The 13,858-nt window shown below is 58.7% G+C and carries 11 protein-coding genes; 8 read left to right on the top strand and 3 right to left on the bottom strand.

What is annotated here, in order from left to right; translation table 11 throughout:
• Positions 1–104 precede the first annotated feature (104 nt).
• Positions 105–545: a MarR family winged helix-turn-helix transcriptional regulator gene (locus EV681_RS15570; protein ID WP_165393070.1), complete on the top strand. Its 441-nt coding sequence runs from the start codon at positions 105–107 to the stop codon at positions 543–545.
• Between the two features lie 69 nt (positions 546–614).
• Here EV681_RS15570 and EV681_RS15565 read toward each other — a convergent pair whose 3' ends face one another.
• Positions 615–3,083, bottom strand: a complete 2,469-nt coding sequence (locus EV681_RS15565; protein ID WP_130304498.1) for a DUF3772 domain-containing protein — start codon at positions 3,081–3,083, stop codon at positions 615–617.
• A 146-nt stretch (positions 3,084–3,229) separates the two neighbouring features.
• Between EV681_RS15565 and EV681_RS15560 the strand changes: the two genes are divergently transcribed.
• From EV681_RS15560 to EV681_RS15530, 7 genes are all read left to right on the top strand, one after another.
• On the top strand, positions 3,230–4,201 hold the full coding sequence (locus EV681_RS15560) for a MurR/RpiR family transcriptional regulator (protein ID WP_130304497.1): 972 nt from the start codon (positions 3,230–3,232) through the stop codon (positions 4,199–4,201).
• A 68-nt stretch (positions 4,202–4,269) separates the two neighbouring features.
• Positions 4,270–5,469, top strand: a complete 1,200-nt coding sequence (locus EV681_RS15555; RefSeq protein WP_130304496.1) for an ABC transporter ATP-binding protein — start codon at positions 4,270–4,272, stop codon at positions 5,467–5,469.
• A 2-nt stretch (positions 5,470–5,471) separates the two neighbouring features.
• A complete protein-coding gene (locus EV681_RS15550; RefSeq protein ID WP_130304642.1) occupies positions 5,472–6,401 on the top strand; it encodes a carbohydrate ABC transporter permease in 930 nt (309 codons plus the stop codon).
• Positions 6,398–7,258 (top strand): carbohydrate ABC transporter permease, encoded by an 861-nt coding sequence (locus EV681_RS15545; RefSeq protein ID WP_242612273.1) that lies wholly within the window; start codon positions 6,398–6,400, stop codon positions 7,256–7,258. Before EV681_RS15550 ends, EV681_RS15545 begins: the two co-directional genes overlap by 4 nt.
• A gap of 54 nt (positions 7,259–7,312) precedes the next feature.
• The gene (locus EV681_RS15540) at positions 7,313–8,599 is read left to right on the top strand and encodes an ABC transporter substrate-binding protein (RefSeq protein ID WP_130304495.1); all 1,287 of its coding nucleotides are present in this window, start codon (positions 7,313–7,315) and stop codon (positions 8,597–8,599) included.
• Between the two features lie 48 nt (positions 8,600–8,647).
• Positions 8,648–9,334: an HAD family hydrolase gene (locus EV681_RS15535; protein WP_130304494.1), complete on the top strand. Its 687-nt coding sequence runs from the start codon at positions 8,648–8,650 to the stop codon at positions 9,332–9,334.
• Positions 9,334–10,230, top strand: a complete 897-nt coding sequence (locus tag EV681_RS15530) for a CehA/McbA family metallohydrolase (RefSeq protein WP_130304493.1) — start codon at positions 9,334–9,336, stop codon at positions 10,228–10,230. The genes EV681_RS15535 and EV681_RS15530 overlap by 1 nt, the downstream gene beginning before the upstream one ends.
• A gap of 259 nt (positions 10,231–10,489) precedes the next feature.
• Here the strand turns inward: EV681_RS15530 and gcvP are convergent, their stop codons facing one another.
• Together gcvP and gcvH are read right to left on the bottom strand one after the other, a co-directional pair.
• Positions 10,490–13,369 (bottom strand): aminomethyl-transferring glycine dehydrogenase, encoded by a 2,880-nt coding sequence (gene gcvP, locus EV681_RS15525; RefSeq protein ID WP_130304640.1) that lies wholly within the window; start codon positions 13,367–13,369, stop codon positions 10,490–10,492.
• A gap of 79 nt (positions 13,370–13,448) precedes the next feature.
• Positions 13,449–13,820: a glycine cleavage system protein GcvH gene (gcvH, locus tag EV681_RS15520; RefSeq protein ID WP_128396677.1), complete on the bottom strand. Its 372-nt coding sequence runs from the start codon at positions 13,818–13,820 to the stop codon at positions 13,449–13,451.
• Between the last annotated feature and the right edge of the window lie 38 nt (positions 13,821–13,858).

Here is a 13,858-nt window from a genome sequence, read left to right as displayed (position 1 = left end):
TGAGGAAGAAAATATATTTTTCGTGCAAAGCACTAAAATGGCGCACCGTAGCAAAACATGCTTAATTTTGTGCATGCAGTATCTACTTCCGGAGCAGAACAGACGTGAGCCAATCCAATCGCTTTATTGATACCTATCTGGCATATTTGTTGCGGCGCGCAAGCGATACCGTTTCCACCGACTTTTATACGTACCTGTACACGACTGATCTCTCTGTTACAGAGTGGCGCGTGCTCGCGTGCCTGCACAATAATCACGAAGAATCGGTTACCGATCTGGCTTACCACGCCGTCATGAAACAGCCCACGCTAAGCAAGGCGCTGGTACGTATGGAACAGGATGGTTTAATCGAACGAAGACAGGAGCCGGATGATCGGCGCCAGACGATGGTACGCAACACGCGCAAGGGGACGGCCCTGGCAGCCGATTTGTGCCGCGTAGCCAAAGAACACGAGGCGGGAATTATGGAAAATCTGAGCAAGACAGAGCGCAAGCAATTAATCACCATACTGCGCAAGCTGATCAACGGGTCGGAACCTGCCTGATGGATTACTCCTGGGCAAGTGACGCAAACCGGTCAGCCCGCGAGACCTGGGCTGCCGGTAGTCGAACGCCTAATCCGGCCCGCCCTCAAAATGCGTTTTGCTTTGTGGCTGCGCCGCCACTTCCTTGAGCATCATGGTGGCCGGCGCCGCCAGGGCAATATCGGCCTCATGCAGGTGCTGCAGTATGTCAAACAGCAATGCACTGCGTACGCGCGCCACCATGCGCGGCGAGTTAACGTAGCCGGTGGCAATAAATACCAGCCCTGCCGCGTCTATGCTATCGAGCAAAATATCCGGCCTCGGTTCATCCAGTATGTCTTCATTGGCCTGATACGCTGCCAGAATGATTTCACGCACTTGCGCCGGCTCGGTGCCCAGCGGCAGTGTCAGCTTGATCAGCACACGACCGATGGGGCTGGCGTGGGTGACATTGCGCACCACTTTGGTAATCAATTCTGAATTAGGAACAATCATTGTCGAGCGATCCCACAACTGAATTTCCGTTGCCCGCACATTAATGCGCCGGATATCGCCCTCGGCGCCATTGAGCGACACCCAGTCGCCCACCTTGACCGGCCGCTCGGCCAGCAAGATCAGGCCCGAAACGAAGTTCTGCACAATCGCCTGCAAGCCAAAACCGATACCGACCGACAGCGCACTGGCAATCCATGCCACCCGCTCCAGCCCGATACCCAGCGCCGACAGCGTCATGGCGCCGGCCAATACGTAGCCCGCATAGCCGAACAAGGCGCCGGCCGATGCCCGCATGCCGGCATCCATTCGCGTAGTGGGCAAGTACTGGTCTGTCAGCCAGTTCTGCAGGATCTTGACCAGCGCAAACCCCAGCACCAGCACCAGCAGCGAAATCAGGATGGCCGTGGGACGAATCTGTACTTCGCCCAGCGAAATGCCGGAATACAGGAATGAGAAATTGCGCAACCATTCTGTCGGGCCACCACCGAAAGGCGCCATTAAAAGCGCCAGCGCCAGCAAGACGACCAGCAGCCGACCGATGCCCGAAGCCAGCACCAGCAACTGGCTGCGAATGGCGGGATAGGCGCCCTCGTCTTCCTGCCCGTTCTGCCGCTTGATGGCGATCAGCATCACGGTGCACGCGTCATCGATCAGCACCGCCAGCAGATAGGCCGAGAGCAGCACCAGTAAAATCCAGACCAGTTGCTGCACTATAACGGTACCCAGGGCGACAAACCCCAGCAGCAGCGCGGCCTGGCTGATAATCAGCGCAAGACCGGCCAGGCTGATGATCGCATTGAGCCAGCCGGGAATGGTCATCTGGTTGCTGCGCTGCACTGCCTCTGTTTCTGTGGCATAGCGTTTGCGCGAGCGCACCATCGTCACGCCCATGGCAATACTGGTGGTCAATGAGATAATGCAGTTGAAGGCCACCGTCAGCGCAAGGCTGGCGTATACCGTCGCAAATACGCCCTGGATGAACCAGCCCAGGCTGATGATGGTCGCCAGCACCATCGGAAACCAGCGCAAGGTCAGCGCCACGTCGTCGCGCATGGGAATCAGCCGCCATGAAGCGTGATGCGCCGCGAGCAAGGCCTTGCCCAATCCTGCCACAAAGCCGCCGAACCAGGAGACGACAACCATATGCGACAGGATTTCGGTCATCGTGCTCGTGGGGCTCTGGTTCCAGCTCAAGCCGGTTCTGATCGTTTCGGCCACCAGTCCATAGGCCACAGCAGACATCAGCACCACGACCAGCGCATACAAAGACCGGCGCAGGCGGCCCGGTGCGACAAAACGGGTCATGGCCTTGAGCAGCAACTCTTCGGCGGCCAGACGCACGGCAATAATCAACGCAATAATAACGGCAACGCCAAGCCATAAGACAGGCGTTACGGCCTCCAGCAGCCCGGCCAGCTCATTGGCCAAAGGCTGGGTGCGGATCGAATCGCGCGACCACTCACGGGTCAGATCAGCCCAGAATGTGCCCGATAAGATAGAGGCCGTGCGCTCGCCCAGTTGCGCCTGAAAGCGCACCCGCCGCTCTTTGCTCAACTGCTCTGCAGCCTGCTCAGCCTCCACCCCGATCAGGCGCGCCAGTTTGATCTGCGAATCCAGCTTGCCGCGTTCCTTGCCCAGCTCGGCGCGTTGTTCGCTGATATTGGCCGCTTCGGGCGCGGCTCCGTCCGTGGGACCCAATTCGGCCAGGCGCTCCTGTACATCTTTCAACTTGGGCGCCAGCGCGGCCGCCACATCACCTACGGCAGACTGCGTCTTGAGGGCTTGCTCCCGCATGCCCGAGAGCGCGGCGTCATTTAACGGCGCGTCGGCAATTTTCTCCAACTGCTTTTTGATGGGCTCGATCTGCTCCTGCGCCTGCTTGAGCACTTGCGCCACATCGGGCGGCGCTTCCTTATCCTGGGCCCATACCGGGCTGGCGCAGCAACACGCCAGCACCAGCGCCAGCAAAGCCAGCACCCAATTGAACTGCTGCCAGGCGGCACCTGTGGCGCGCAAACGCGACTGAAAGATCATGAAGAGGAAGATGGCTGTTAAAAACGCCATATTAACGCCGATTACCTGCGCAAGGCACAGGAAATCCGCAGATTCCTGTTTGAATTCATTACGGAGCAAGCCGCGCGGGCCAGGCCGCGCACACGAAATGACCTGGCGCGCACCACGATCTGCCTCATGAACCGCTTGCGCTATACTTGCACATTCCCATCACATTGGCCATGTATGATCTGGATCATTGGCGTCGGCGCATTGGCCACATCCGGCCCGGCACGATTGGGCAGGCCACGATCCCGTTCACTATCACGACGAATTCTTCCAGCCAGGTTACCCGTTTTATGAGCATGCTTAACGAACAAAAAGCCCCGCTGGTCCATTTGGCCAACGCCATTGGCACGATGAGTGAAGTTTCTTCACGTGTTGGCCAATACGTCCTGGCCAACCCGGAAAAAGTGGTTCACCAAACGGTGGCAGAGCTGGCCGAATACACCCACAGCGGGCAGGCCAGCGTGTTGCGCCTGTGCCGCCAGCTGGGATTCAAAGGCTTTAGCGACTTCAAACTGGCGCTCATGGCCGAGCTCACAGCCAATGAACACAGTGCCGCGACGGACAGCGACAACGAGGCAGACCGCTACAGCGCCCTGCTCAGACGGCTGACACTCAGTATGCAGAAAACCGCCTACGCCCTGAATGCCGAGCAGTTATTGGCCATTGCCGTGCATATGGTCAAGGCACGCCGCATATCCGTGTTCGGTTCCGGGATCTCCGGGCTTGTCAGCCAACTGGTGTCCTACCGGCTCATGCGGCTGGGCTTGCCCGCCCAGGCGTTCCAGGATCCAGTCCTGGCCCATGAAGTGATGACCGATGTGGATAAGCATTGTGTAGCACTGGGCATTTCCGAAAGCGGCGTCACTCTTGACACCGTGGAGTTTCTCAAGCGCGCCCGCTCGGCCGGCGCAAAAACCATCGCCATCACCGGGCGCGTCAACAGCCCGGTTGCCCAGGCCGCAGATCTGGTACTGCTGGCGGTGCCGATTGAACCGCTTACCATCGGCGGAGATATTTCACCTGCAATCAGCAAGATTTATCTGGTGGAATTGCTTGCCATGGCGATTGCGGATCTGTCTCATGCAGGGCGCCAAAGCAACAAACGGAGTAAAACTCCATAATGAATAAATAATAATGAAATAAATAACCAATAGAATGACGCCTGTTTGGAACAACAGGTATCGTCATCATGGCCGCTTCAGTCAGACTTGAAAAAGTCGAAAAATACTACGGTACGAAACGCACGCTTGCCGAGGTATCGCTCGATATTGCCGCCGGCGAGTTTCTTACGCTGGTCGGTCCCTCCGGCTGCGGAAAATCCACCTTGCTGCGCATTGTGGCGGGCCTGACCTCCCACGAGAAGGGACGCGTCTATATTGGTGACCAGGATGTTACCCAGTTCCCGGCGCGCGACCGTCCGGTTTCGATGGTCTTTCAGAGTTACGCACTGTATCCGCACATGACAGTTGCGCAGAACATTGCCACGCCCTTGAGAATGAAGCGTTTGCCGGCGCCGGCCAGATGGCCGCTGCTTGGTCGCTTCTGGCCGGGCAGTCGCAAGCTGCGCCAGCAGATTGACCATGAAGTGACGGCAGTGGCCGCCCAGGTTCAACTGGAGAATCTGCTTGATTCGAGGCCGTCGCAACTATCGGGCGGACAGCGCCAGCGTGTGGCTGTGGCCAGGGCAATGGTAAAACAACCCGACGTCTTTCTCATGGATGAGCCGCTATCGAACCTGGATGCGCGGTTGCGCGTACATATGCGTTCTGAAATCGCGGCCCTGCACCAGCGCACCGGTGCCACGTTCATTTACGTCACGCATGACCAGGTGGAGGCCATGACATTGTCAAGCCGGGTCGCTGTCGTTATGGACGGCGCTATCGTGCAGATCGGCTCGCCCAGGGATCTGTACGAAGACCCGCAGGACATTCGTGTCGCCCGTTTTATCGGCAGCCCGGAAATGAACCTGCTGGCAATCACTGCCGACGCGCAGCACGGTGCAAGCCTGGCAGGCGAACCCATTGACCTGCCATTGGCGGTCACCGATGCCGTGGTCCATATGGGCTTTCGATCCGAGAGCGTGAGTATTGCCGATCTGTCCAGCCGCCATATGTCAAATGCAATCCGGTTTTCCGCGACATTCGAGCGCATGGAAGTGCTCGGGCATGATGCCCTGCTTTTTTGCCGGCATCTGCATTCGGGCGAGCCGCTGGTGGCAAGAGCGCCGGTTGCTGACATAGACCGGCTGCGCACCCGTGGCAACTGGTCAGACAAGCTGACCCTGCAAGTCAATCTGGCCCAGACGTTCTGGTTCGATGCGCAAGGCAGCAGAATCGCACCCGCGTACGCCAGTTGCGAGGTGCTGCCCATTCACAAGCGTGTGTCTTGAATATGACCAACTGCCACGCCCTGCCCGCGCAACAAGCAGACCGGGTCACCGAAAAAAAACGCCGCTGGCCTGACAGCATGGCCTGGTGGTTTGCCATGCCCGCCACCTTTCTCATGCTCAGCACCATGCTGCTGCCTGTCATCATTGTGATGCTGCTCAGTTTTACCAACTATGAGCTTGGCATGCCGGACACGGGCTTTGTCGGTATCGATAACTATGTGTCGGTTCTGGGCGATGCCAAATTCTGGCATGTGCTGCGCAATACCGTGGTCTATACCCTGCTGGTTGTTCCCGGTTCAGTGATCGGTGGCCTGTTCCTGGCCGTTCTGGTGCAAAGCGTTGGCAAAGGTCGCCGCATATACCAGTGCCTGTTTTTCCTGCCGGTAACGGCAACGCTGGTTGCCATGGCCACCGTCTGGAAGTATCTGCTGCACGGCCAGATCGGACCGATCAACCAGCTGCTGCACGCGCTGGGCCTGCCGCAAATGGAATTCTTTGGCGATCCCGGGCTGGTATTAATTTCACTTGCCATTATCGGCATCTGGCAGCTGGCTGGTTTCAACATGGTGCTGTTTATTGCCGGTTTGGTAGCCATCCCCGAAGACCTGTATGACGCGGCCCGGGTAGACGGCGCCGATCGCCCGTGGGACCGTTTTTTTACTGTCACCCTGCCATTGCTGGGTCCCACCATGCTGTTTGTGATCGTGACCTCCAGTATCACCGCATTCAAGGTTTTCGATACCGTTGCCGTGCTGACCCGGGGCGGCCCGCAAGCAGCCAGTGAAGTCATCCTGTACCAGATTTACCTGGAAGGGTTCCAGTATTTGCGCACAGGCAGTGCGGCGGCCATGACGGTGCTGTTTCTGGCCTGCATTCTGGTTCTGTCCTGGCTGCAAACCCGGTTAACCGAGAAAAAGGTTCATTACCTATGACACCGCAAACAGGGTATGGCGCCCGCCTCTTATCACAACTGACATTGTCGTCCTGCCTGCGCCACGGCACATTGCTCGTGCTGGCGCTGATCATGCTGTTCCCCTTTTACTGGATGATCGTAACGGCCTTCCGGCCCGCCCAGGAAGTGTTCTCGGGCTCGTTCAGCTGGCTGCCCCAGCAGTTTGTCGGCTGGGATAATTTCCGCACGGCCCTGGCCGATGCCCCTTTGCTGCGCTACATGCTCAATGGCGCGATCGTCTGCGCTGGTGTCCTCCTGGTGCAGCTTGCCACCGCCATACCTTGTGGCTGGGCATTGGCGCGCTACCGCTTCCGGGGCGATCGGCTCCTGTTTGGCGCCGTCCTGCTTGGCCTGTGCATTCCCATCCAGGTGCCGGCGATCCCGCTCTTTCTAGGGCTGGCCGCCACCGACCTGCTCAACACCTATTTTGCCTTAATGGTGCCCTTTTTTCTGTCGGTGTTTGCCATCTTCCTGTTCAGACAATCATTCAAGATATTTCCGGAAGATATCGTGCAGGCTGCGCGACTGGACGGCCTGTCGGAAATGGCCATTCTGTGGCAGATCGTCGTACCTGCCAGCAAGCCGGCCATTGCCGCCTTCTCGGTCTTTTCCGTAACCAGTCACTGGAACGATCTTTACTGGCCGCTGATTGTCATCACCAACGCAGAACTGATGACGCCGCCGCTCGGGTTGGCATCCTTTGCCGATCCCGAGATTGGCGCCAACTTCGGCGCGCTGATGGCCTCTGCAACGATCGTGACGTTGCCGCTGATGATTCTCTACCTTTTTATTCAACGCCATTTTATTCAGGGCGTGACCAATACAGGCGTCAAGTAAGGATGCCGGCTTCGGACCAGCGGGTCGGAAGTTTTTTTCTGGAGTGCGAGTGATATGAAAACTGTTTGTCGGATATTGATAGGGCTGTCAGCCAGCAGCCTGTGCGCGTTCGCAGTAGCGGCCCAGGCCGAGACCATTACGCTGGACGCCATGCACGCATGGCCGGGTCACAATCCTTTCTATGAGAAAGTTGCGCAGGCCTTCACCAAGGAGAATCCGGATATTATCGTGCGCTTTCGTGCGTCGCCGCCCTCTTATGACGAAGCGCACCAGGCTGTGCTGCGCAGCATGATGACCGGGCAGTTGCCCGACGTCTACTTCTCCGGTTTTCATCTGTTGCCCGAACTGGTGCATGCACTGCAGCGGCGCAAGCAGGCGGTCGATCTCAAATCGTTTATAGACAAAGAGCAAGGCCAGTGGCTTGAGACCAACTACGAACCGTCCGTGCTCAAGCTTGCCCAGGTGCAAGGCACGCAATATGGGCTGGCCTTCAATGCCTCCACGCCGGTCATTTTCTACAACGCTGATCTGGTGAAAAAAGCCGGTGGCGACCCGGACGCATTTCCGACGGACTGGCCCTCGCTGGTTGCCCTTGCCGCGAACATCGCCAAGACCTCAGAAGGCACTAACGGCATGGCCTATGATGTGCATGCCTGGCCGGACGACTGGCTCTGGCGTGCCCTTATCATGGAACAGGGTGCGCCCATCATGAACCAGGATGGAAAAACCGTAGCATTCAACGGCCAGTCCGGCTTGCACGCATTGCAAAAGGCCCGCAGCTTTGTGACAGACGGCGCCATGGCCTTGCGTGATTTTGACCAATCGCGCCAACAGTTTGTATCAGGCAAGCTGGGCTTTATTTTTGCCTCTCCCAATAGTGCCAAGGCATTTTCCGAACTGATCGGCTCGCGCTTTGCCCTGCGTTCATCGGTATTCCCGCTGGAAAACAAACAGTCAGGCAAGGTCCCCACCGGCGGCAACGCCATGATGATCCTGGCCAAAGACCAGCAGCGCCAGGAGGCCGCCTGGAAGTTCATCAAATTTGCCACCGGCCCTGTCGGTCAGACTGCAGCGGTGCTGGGCTCGGGCTATATGCCGACCAACAAGCTGGCCCTGCAGCCTGAGTACCTGGGCGATTTTTACAAGAAAAACCCCAACTGGGAAACCAGCCTGAAGCAGATCGCCTATGCCAGCCCGTGGGGCGGCTACCCGGGCAATAACGGGGTACAGATCTGGCGCACACAGCGTGACATTATCGGTTCTGTCATGCGCGGCAAGGTTACACCCCAGGACGGGCTCGCTCAGATGGTTGAAGCGACCAATGCCCTGTTAGCAAAATAATTATGTCAACCGGGGTAGCCAGGCGCCGCCCCCTTTTGCCGGTATCTCATGATCAACACTTCTTTGGATCTCATCATTTTTGACTGCGATGGTGTCATTGCCGACAGCGAGGTGCTCTCGACCAGGGCCTCTGCCGCTGCACTGGCCGAATTCGGCCTGAGCCTGAGCGAAGCACAAGTTGCCGAGCTGCTGGTTGGGCTCACCTTCGAGGCGGGGCTCAAGCGCATCCACGAGCAGTACCAACTGGTATTGCCACCGGCATTTGCCCAGCGAAAAATGCAACTGACCGAACAGCTATTTCGCCAGGAACTGGCGCCGGTGCCCGGTCTGGTTGCCTTGCTGGAGCGGCTTACGCTGCCTTACTGCGTGGCCTCCAACAGTTCCCATGAACGACTGCGTTTCACATTCGAGGCCACAGCGCTCACGCACTATTTTGCCGGCCGCATCTACAGCGCTGACGATGTCGCCCTGGGCAAGCCCGCGCCGGATCTGTTTCTGCATGCCGCCGGCCAGCACCAAACGCCACCGCATCGTTGCCTGGTGATCGACGACAGTCCCAGTGGCGTGCGCGCGGCAGTGGCCGCAGGCATGCCAGTCATTGGCTTTACCGGCGGCGCCCATGCCCTTCCCGCGCTTGTCGAGCAGTTGCACGACGCGAGCGCAACCTGGGTCATGCCTGACTACGACGCAGTCAGTGCGCACATCGAACAGTACAACGTAAAGGAATTTTCATAATGCTCGATAGTCTTTTTTCCAGGCCAGGCACATTTTTGCGTGGCAATCTGCATGCCCATACCACCAACTCCGACGGCATGCTGCCGACCGAGGAAGTGGTCAGGCGATACAAGGAATCGGGTTACGATTTCCTGGCGCTCACAGATCACTTTCTGCCCTCGTATCAGTTCCCCTTGACCGATGCACGACAATTTGCCTCGGACACGTTTACGCCACTGGCCGCCGCCGAACTGCACGTGCCGCGTACGGAAAACAGCGCGCTGTGGCATATTACCGCCATTGGCCTGCCCTATGATTTTGAACCCACGCGCGAGGGGGAAGACGGCCCGACCATTGCCCGGCGCGCCGCCGATGCCGGCGCCTTCGTCACTTTGGTTCACCCAGCCTGGTACAGCCTGTCGCTCGCCGATGCGCTGACCATTGATGCGGCCCACGCCGTGGAGATTTATAACCACGGTTGCCAGCTCATGCATGACAAGGGCGATGGCGCCTATCTGCTGGACGGGTTGCTGGACCGTGGTCGCCCGATGCTGGCCACTGCCGTTGATGATGCGCATTTTAAATCGCCGGATTTTGGCGCGGCGTGGGTAGAGCTCAAGGCAGACAGCAGAGACCAGGCCGATATCGTGTCAGCACTGAAAGCCGGCAGTTTTTACTCCACGCAGGGACCGGTCTTTCATGATATTGAAACCACCGCCACTCATCTGAATGTACGCTGTTCTGCCGTCAATGGCATTCTGCTTGTGGGCGCCGGTTATCTGATGGCCTATCAGTTTGCGACCGGGCTTACCCGTGCCAGCATTGACCTGGCGCCGCTGGCAAAAAGCCCGTGGTACCGCGTCGTTTTAATTGGCGCAGATGGCAAGCGCGCCTGGAGCAACCCGGTCTGGAAGTGACGCGCCGGATATCCGGGTAACGAGCAGGCGTAAGGCCGCGCACCATGTTGCCTTACTGCTGCGGCTCACGCGGCTGCCCCGCCCCCACCGCAACAGGCATGCTGGCTCAGGTATTCAGCCTGCCTGTTACACACGAGCTGCTACAGCCGCAAAAAAACCGGGACGACATGCATGACCTGAAGCCATGCCGGTCGCCCCGGTTCTCCTTTAACGTGGTGGTTCCCCTTGCTTGTCAGGAGGCGTACCACTCGCGCTGCCACTAGTCCATATAGGCTTCCAGCGGCGGGCAGGAACACACCAGATTGCGATCGCCAAAGGCGTTATCGACCCGTGCCACTGGCGGCCAGTACTTGCCCACCGGCGAGACATGGCCCGGATAAGCCGCCTGGCTACGCGCATAAGCATGATTCCACTCATCGGCAGTCAACATCTGCGCCGTGTGCGGTGCATTGGTCAGCACATTGTCCTGGGCATCCACTTCACCTGCTTCAACCTGGGCAATCTCGCGACGGATGGAGATCATTGCTTCCACAAAACGGTCCAGTTCCTTCAGACTTTCCGATTCGGTCGGTTCAACCATTAAGGTACCAGCCACCGGAAAACTCATGGTTGGCGCATGAAAGCCATAATCGACCAGGCGCTTGGCCACGTCGTCTACCGTAATGCCGCAAGCGTCCTTGATGGGGCGCAGATCCAGAATGCACTCATGGGCCACGCGACCGTTACGACCGCTGTACAGGACCGGATAATGCGGCGCCAGGCGAGTAGCAATATAGTTGGCATTGAGCAGCGCAACTTCGGTGGCGCGCTGCAAACCGGAAGCGCCCATCAGCGCGATATACGCATAGGAAATAGGCAGAATACTGGCCGAACCAAAAGGCGCCGATGACACCGGACCAGGGCGCCCGTCCGCATCGGCTGCGTCAGGCTTGCCCTGTTCGTTCAGCACACCCGGCAGATACGGCGCCAAATGCGCACGCACGGCAACCGGACCCACACCCGGACCGCCGCCGCCATGCGGAATGCAGAAGGTCTTGTGCAGATTCAAGTGGGAAACGTCGGAACCGAAGCTGCCAGGCTTGGCCAGCCCGACCATCGCATTCATGTTGGCGCCGTCCAGATACACCTGGCCGCCAGCGGCATGAACCAGATCGCAGATCTGTACAACGGCTTCCTCGAACACGCCATGGGTAGAAGGATACGTGATCATCAGCGCAGCCAGGCGATCGCCGGTCTGCTCGATTTTGCGCTTCAGGTCTTCCACGTCCACGTTGCCATTGCTGTCAGAGGCAACTACGGTCACCGACATGCCGGCCAGATTGGCCGATGCCGGATTAGTGCCATGGGCCGAGGCCGGGATCAGGCACACATCGCGCTGGTTCTGTCCATTGGCCTGGTGATAGGCACGAATGGCCAGCAAGCCGGCATATTCGCCCTGCGCGCCGGAATTGGGCTGCAGGCTGACCGAATCGTACCCGGTAATCTCGCACAGGGCGGCCGACAGGCGGCTGACCAGTTCGGCATAGCCGGTGGTTTGCGCTGCCGGCGCGAACGGGTGAATATTTGCGAACTCCGGCCAGGTGATGGGAATCATCTCGGCAGTGGCGTTCAGCTTCATGGTGCATGAACCCAATGGAATCATGCTGCGATCCAGCGCCAGGTCCTTATCGGCAAGGCCGCGCAGATAGCGCAACATGTCGGTTTCGGAATGAATGCTGGAAAAAATCGGGTGCGACAAAATGGCTGACTGGCGCGCCAGGGCGACCGGCACGAAGGTGTCTTCGCCGGCGTTAAGCGCGGCAACGTCAACCGCCGGCGCGCCGGCGGCTTCAGTAAGCACATTGGCCAGCGCCTGCAGGTCTGCCAGGGTGACCGTTTCGTCCATGGACACGGCAAATTGCGTCTCGGATACCCAGCGCACATTGATCTGCGCGGCATCCAGCGCGGCACGCAACGCCTGGCCGCGATTGGTCTGCACCAGCAGCGTATCGAACCAGGTTTCGTTCTGTACTTCGTAACCGGCAGACTGCAGCAAGGTGCGCAGCAGGGTCGTGGTCACATAGGTGCGCTGGGCAATGCGCCGCACGCCCTTGGCGCCGTGATAAACGGCAAACATGCTGGCCATCACGGCCAACAGTACCTGCGCAGTACAAATATTGGAAGTCGCCTTCTCGCGACGAATATGCTGTTCACGCGTTTGCAGTGCCAGCCGCAAGGCCGGCTTGCCCTGCGCATCCTTGGATACACCAACCAGACGTCCCGGCATGCTGCGCTTGAAGGCATCGCGGCAGGCCATGAAGCCAGCATGCGGGCCGCCGAATCCAAGCGGCACGCCAAAGCGCTGTGCAGAGCCCACGGCAATATCAGCGCCCCACTCGCCCGGCGCTTTCAGAATGGCCAGGGCCAGCAGATCGGTAGCAACCGCCACTACGGCGCCTGCGGCATGGGCCTCGGCCGCCAGCTGCGTATAGTCGCTCACGCCCCCCAGGCTATGCGGGTACTGCAGCAGCACGCCAAAGCACTCGGGCAGGCCTGCGGCTTCATCGGCAACCAGCACCTTGATGTCCAACCCTTGCGCACGGGTTTTGACAACCTCGATGGTTTGCGGATGGCAATGTACAGACACAAAGAAAACATCGCTTTTTGATTTGGCAGAGCGGCGCGCCAGCGTCATGGCTTCGGCCGCGGCCGTGCCCTCGTCCAGCAGGGACGCATTGGCAATATCCAGGGCCGTCAGATCGGTCACCATGGTCTGGAAGTTGAGCAGCGCCTCAAGCCGACCCTGGGAAATCTCGGGCTGATAAGGCGTGTAAGCCGTGTACCAGGCAGGGTTTTCTAGAATATTGCGCAAAATCACATTGGGCGTGAGCGTGCCGTAATAGCCCTGGCCAATGTAGTTGCGGTAAATCGCGTTTTTCTGTGCAATGGCGCGCAATGAAGCCAGCATATCGGCTTCGCTGCGTGGCCCGTCCAGCGCCAAGGGCGCGGCATTGCGGATACGGGAAGGAACAATCTCGTCGATGAGCGCGTCAAGGCTTTCGGCGCCAATCACAGACAGCATTTCTGCCTGCTCGGCCTCAGATGGGCCGATATGGCGTCCGACAAATTCCTGGGACGCCGCTTCGTGTGTGTGCAACATAATCTGGGTAATCCGGTGGTAATCAGTCATGCCGCTGCTGCCGCGCATTCAGCGTGAATGCCGGCAGCGGCGGCGCAGTTCAGGCCTGGGCTTCGTAGGCAGCCGCATCCATCAGCTTGTCGGCGTCGGCCGCGTTGGCGGGCTTGATCTTGAATATCCAATTGGTATAGGAGTCTTCGTTGACCAGGTCAGGCTGCGCCTCCAGCACATCGTTGAAAGCGACAATTTCGCCATCCACCGGTGCGTAGATGTCCGAAGCGGCCTTGACCGATTCGACCACGCCGGCAGTGTCGCCCGCCTTCAATTGCGCGCCCACCTGGACGTCGCCCACGTAGACCAGATCCCCAAGCTGTTCCTGGGCATTATCAGTGATGCCGACAACGAACACGTCGCCTTCGGCCAGGACCCACTCATGCGAAGGGGTGTATTTACGATCGGTAGGTAATTTCATTCAAGACTCCTGGAAGAGGAAAATGACCACGTTGCACA

It is taken from the genome of Advenella incenata, assembly GCF_004217095.1.
Taxonomy (GTDB): domain Bacteria; phylum Pseudomonadota; class Gammaproteobacteria; order Burkholderiales; family Burkholderiaceae_B; genus Advenella; species Advenella incenata.
This window is presented reverse-complemented; position numbering and strand designations above follow the sequence as displayed.

What these genes read in the sequence shown, in the direction of transcription:
- EV681_RS15565 (WP_130304498.1), bottom strand. Translation starts at nt 3,083, where the DNA reads ATGGCGTTTTTAACAGCCATCTTCCTCTTCATGATCTTTCAGTCGCGT.
- EV681_RS15555 (WP_130304496.1), top strand. Translation starts at nt 4,270, where the DNA reads ATGGCCGCTTCAGTCAGACTTGAAAAAGTCGAAAAATACTACGGTACG.
- EV681_RS15550 (WP_130304642.1), top strand. Translation starts at nt 5,472, where the DNA reads ATGACCAACTGCCACGCCCTGCCCGCGCAACAAGCAGACCGGGTCACC.
- EV681_RS15545 (WP_242612273.1), top strand. Translation starts at nt 6,398, where the DNA reads ATGACACCGCAAACAGGGTATGGCGCCCGCCTCTTATCACAACTGACA.
- EV681_RS15540 (WP_130304495.1), top strand. Translation starts at nt 7,313, where the DNA reads ATGAAAACTGTTTGTCGGATATTGATAGGGCTGTCAGCCAGCAGCCTG.
- EV681_RS15535 (WP_130304494.1), top strand. Translation starts at nt 8,648, where the DNA reads ATGATCAACACTTCTTTGGATCTCATCATTTTTGACTGCGATGGTGTC.
- EV681_RS15530 (WP_130304493.1), top strand. Translation starts at nt 9,334, where the DNA reads ATGCTCGATAGTCTTTTTTCCAGGCCAGGCACATTTTTGCGTGGCAAT.
- gcvP (WP_130304640.1), bottom strand. Translation starts at nt 13,369, where the DNA reads ATGTTGCACACACACGAAGCGGCGTCCCAGGAATTTGTCGGACGCCAT.
- gcvH (WP_128396677.1), bottom strand. Translation starts at nt 13,820, where the DNA reads ATGAAATTACCTACCGATCGTAAATACACCCCTTCGCATGAGTGGGTC.